Consider the following 3,633-nt stretch of genomic DNA (forward strand, 5'->3'; position numbering starts at 1 on the left):
GCCTCCGACGCCCTGATCTCCATCGCCGTGTCGATGTCCGCCGTGGCCGCCCTGGTCGAGGTGGCCGGCGCGCTCTACGGCGCCTGGGTGTTCGGGGCCGGCGGGATCATCATGGGCCTGGCGGGCTTCCTGGGCTGGAGCCTGCACTCGGACTTCATGGCCAGGCTCTTGTCCTAGAACGTCGTCTGGGTTTCCAGCTTGCCGCCCTTGAGCGCCAGGACCCGGTCCATGTGGCGGGCCAGTTCCAGATTATGGGTGGCGACCAGGGCGGCGACGCCCTCGCTGCGCGCCAGTTCATAGAGGTTCTCGAACACCGCCGCCGAGGTGGTGGGGTCGAGGTTGCCGGTTGGCTCGTCGGCCAGCAGCAGGCGCGGCTTGTTGGCCAGAGCCCGGGCCACGGCGACCCGCTGTTGCTCGCCGCCCGACATCTGGGCCGGCTGGTGGTGGATGCGGTCGGCCAGGCCCAGGCGGCTCAACAGTTCCTCGGCCCGGGCGCGGGCGGCCTTGCGGCTGCGGCCGGCGATCATCTGCGGCAGGGCCACGTTATCCAGCGCCGAGAACTCCGGCAGCAAATGGTGGGCCTGATAGACGAAGCCGATGGTCGACAGGCGGATGCGGGTGCGGATGCGGTCGCTGAGCGCCGAGCAGTCGCGACCCTCGATGAAAATCTGGCCGGCGGTCGGCCGTTCCAGCAGGCCGGCGGCGTGCAGCAGCGAGGACTTGCCCGAGCCCGAGGGCCCGATCAGGCCGACGATCTCGCCCCGCGCCACATCCAGGTCGGCGCCGTTCAGGACCTGGAGGGTGCGGTCGCCGGAGACATAGGTCCGCTCGAGGCCGCGGATGGCCAGGACCAGATCACTCATAGCGAAGCGCCTCCACCGGATCGAGGCGCGAGGCGCGCCAGGCCGGCGGCAGGGTCGCCACAAAGGCCATGCCCAGCGACCAGCCGATGATGCCGGCCACTTCCTGCCAGTCGATCTTGGCCGGGACGCGGGTCAGGAAATAGACGTCGGAATTGAACACCTGGGTCCCGGTCGCCCACTCCACCGCCTGTTGGATCGGGCCGATGAAGGTGCAGAACAGGACCCCGATGGTCAGGCCCGCCAGGGTGCCGAGCAGGCCCACGGAGGCGCCGGCCATGAAGAAGATCCGCAGGATCGAGCCCTGCCCTGCGCCCATGGTGCGCAGGATGGCGATGTCGCGGCTCTTGTTCTTCACCAGCATGACCAGGCCGGAGATGATGTTCATGGCGGCGATGGCCACCAGCATCATCAGGATCAGCCGCATGACGCTGCGCTCGACCTGCAGGGCGCCCCAGTAGGAGGCGTTCTTCTGGGTCCAGTCGGTGACCACGGCGGTCGGGCCGGCGATCCGCGCCACCTCGGGCTTCAGCGCCATGGCCTCGTCCGGGTCCTTCAGCTTCATCTCCACGAAGTCGACGGCGGTGTCGCGGCCGAAGAACAGCTGGGCCTGGCTCAGCGGCATGTAGATGAAGGTCTGATCGTATTCGCTCATGCCGACGCTGAAGGTGCCGGCCACGGTGTAGGTCTTGCGCTGCGGCGTGGCGCCGAAGGCCGTGGCCCCGCCGGTCGGCGAGATCAGGGTGAGCGCGTCGCCCGGCTGGACGCCCAGGTTCTGGGCCAGCTTGTCGCCGACCAGGATCAGATCGCCGCCGAAGTCGCCGACCCCGAAGCCCTCCAGGGAGCCCCGGACGATATTGGTCGAGACGATCTTGGTGTCCTTGAGGTCCTTGGGCGTGATGCCGCGGACGATCGCGCCGCTGATCTGGCCCTGGCCGAGCGCCATGGCCTGGGCCTCGATCACCGGCGCCGCCTGGGTGACGCCGGGAATGGCCTTCAGCCGGGCGATCAGCGGCTCGCGCGACGGGGTCATCATCACCCCGCCGGTCACATAGACATGGCCGTTGAAGCCCAGGATCCGGCTGAGCAGCTCGGAGCGGAAACCGTTCATGACGCTCATGACGATGATCAGCACCGCCACCGCCAGCATGATGCCGATGAAGGAGATCAGCGAGATCAGGGCGACCCCGCCCTCGCTGCGCTTGGCGCGCAGATAGCGAGCGGCGACAGATCGCTCCCACAGGCCGAAGGGCGGCGCGCGGCCGGTCAGGCTCTCGGCTTCGCTCACCCGGCTAGTCCTCGCGACCGAGGACGAGACTTGAATTCAGGTGCGGGAAGAGCGGGAGGCGCATGCGGATCCTGACGACGTCTTCTAGGCGACCCGTGATAGCCGCAGCCCCGCGCTCTTGGCAATGAATGCGCGCCAAAAGAAGGCCGCCCCTACGGCCGGCCTTTCGGCAATGCGCACGAAAAGAAGGCCGCCCAGGGAGGTGGGCGGCCTTCAGGTCGTCGGGGAAAAACGCCACGGGCGGACCAACTCGGCCAGCCGTGATGACGAGATGTAACGTGGGTTACGTGCCGCCCGCGCCGCTTATTCCGCTACGGGAAGCCCTTTGCGCACCGCGCTCAAACTTTGGGCGAACCATGCCGCGCCCGCGCAAATATGCGGCGAAACCGCCCGCCTAATACCCGTTGTGGGGCAAGGCCGGCAGGTGGATGAGGTGGAAGGTCATGACCAGCCACAGGGCCGCGAACAGGATCGCCGACACCCAGCTGGTGGTGATGAACTTCTTCTTCAGCTTGGGGTCCACCGGCGCGCCAGGATCACCGCCGTCGCCCAGATCGATCCCGGCCTCGGCGTGACTGGTCACGCCCAGGGGCAGGACGGCGAACAGCACCGTCCACCAGATGGTCATGTAGATGGCGAGCGCGGTGAAGATGGTCATCAGTGAGGGTCCTTAGGCGTTTCCATCAACTCGACCAGCACGCCGCCCATGTTCTTCGGATGGACGAAGATCACCGGGGTTCCGTGGGCGCCGATGCGCGGCTCACCCGTGCCCAGCACCGTCGCGCCCTTGGCGCGCATGTCGTCGCGGGCGGCGATGATGTCGGCGACCTCGAAGCAGATGTGGTGCTGGCCGCCGGCCGGGTTCTTGGCCAGGAAGCCGTGGATCGGGGACGCCTCCCCATAGGGCTCGATCAATTCGATCTGGCTGTTGGGCAGGGTGACGAAACAGACCCAGACGCCCTGCTCGGGCATCGAGAACTTCTCGCCGATCTCCGTGGCGCCCAGCACGTCGCGATAGACCTTCACCGCCTCGTCGATCGAGGGGGTCGCGACCCCGACATGGTTCAGTTTGCCGATCATGACGCCTCTATACTCCCTCTGGGCCAGACAGGCCAAAGCCCTAGGTGATCTGCCGCAGCGGAACGCCAGAGGGCGCTCATATCCAGTCCCCGCTGGCGAACATGGCGAGGTTGAACGCCGACATGACAGCGCAGACGAAGTTCAGGATCAGCCAGACCGTGATCCACCAGACTGGGCGCCGTACCCAAACGACAATCACCCCGCTCGCAAGCGCTTGAATGAAAAGCGCCGGAGCGATGAGGTCCGCAACCCAAGACGCGGTCTTGGACTCCGGTGAATTGGGGACACGAAAGAGTTCGGCTACGATCACCGGCAATATCCAAGCCAGGGGGAGCAGCAGCGCCCACCGATGGCTTCGATCCTCAACGGTCGCGCGGAAGAATGCCGTCCCCATTCCAACAAAGA

The 3,633-nt window shown here is 66.8% G+C and carries 5 protein-coding genes; all 5 read right to left on the reverse strand.

Features of this window, described 5'->3' with window-relative positions; translation table 11 throughout:
- Positions 1-173: 173 nt before the first annotated feature.
- On the reverse strand, positions 174-863 hold the full coding sequence (locus Q7P21_RS20080; RefSeq protein WP_304180115.1) for an ABC transporter ATP-binding protein: 690 nt from the start codon (positions 861-863) through the stop codon (positions 174-176).
- A complete protein-coding gene (locus tag Q7P21_RS20085; protein WP_304171855.1) occupies positions 856-2,148 on the reverse strand; it encodes a lipoprotein-releasing ABC transporter permease subunit in 1,293 nt (430 codons plus the stop codon). Before Q7P21_RS20085 ends, Q7P21_RS20080 begins: the two co-directional genes overlap by 8 nt.
- Positions 2,149-2,542: 394 nt before the next feature.
- The gene (locus tag Q7P21_RS20090; RefSeq protein WP_304171853.1) at positions 2,543-2,806 is read right to left on the reverse strand and encodes a DUF1467 family protein; all 264 of its coding nucleotides are present in this window, start codon (positions 2,804-2,806) and stop codon (positions 2,543-2,545) included.
- Positions 2,806-3,228 carry a methylmalonyl-CoA epimerase gene (mce, locus tag Q7P21_RS20095; RefSeq protein ID WP_304180118.1) on the reverse strand — a complete coding sequence of 141 codons (423 nt, stop codon included), beginning with the start codon at positions 3,226-3,228 and terminating at the stop codon, positions 2,806-2,808. The genes Q7P21_RS20090 and mce overlap by 1 nt, the downstream gene beginning before the upstream one ends.
- A 76-nt stretch (positions 3,229-3,304) precedes the next feature.
- The coding region (locus Q7P21_RS20100) for a hypothetical protein (protein ID WP_304180121.1) at positions 3,305-3,633 on the reverse strand (329 nt) is incomplete at its 5' end.

It is taken from the genome of Phenylobacterium aquaticum (assembly GCF_947378715.1).
Lineage (GTDB): Bacteria > Pseudomonadota > Alphaproteobacteria > Caulobacterales > Caulobacteraceae > Phenylobacterium > Phenylobacterium aquaticum_A.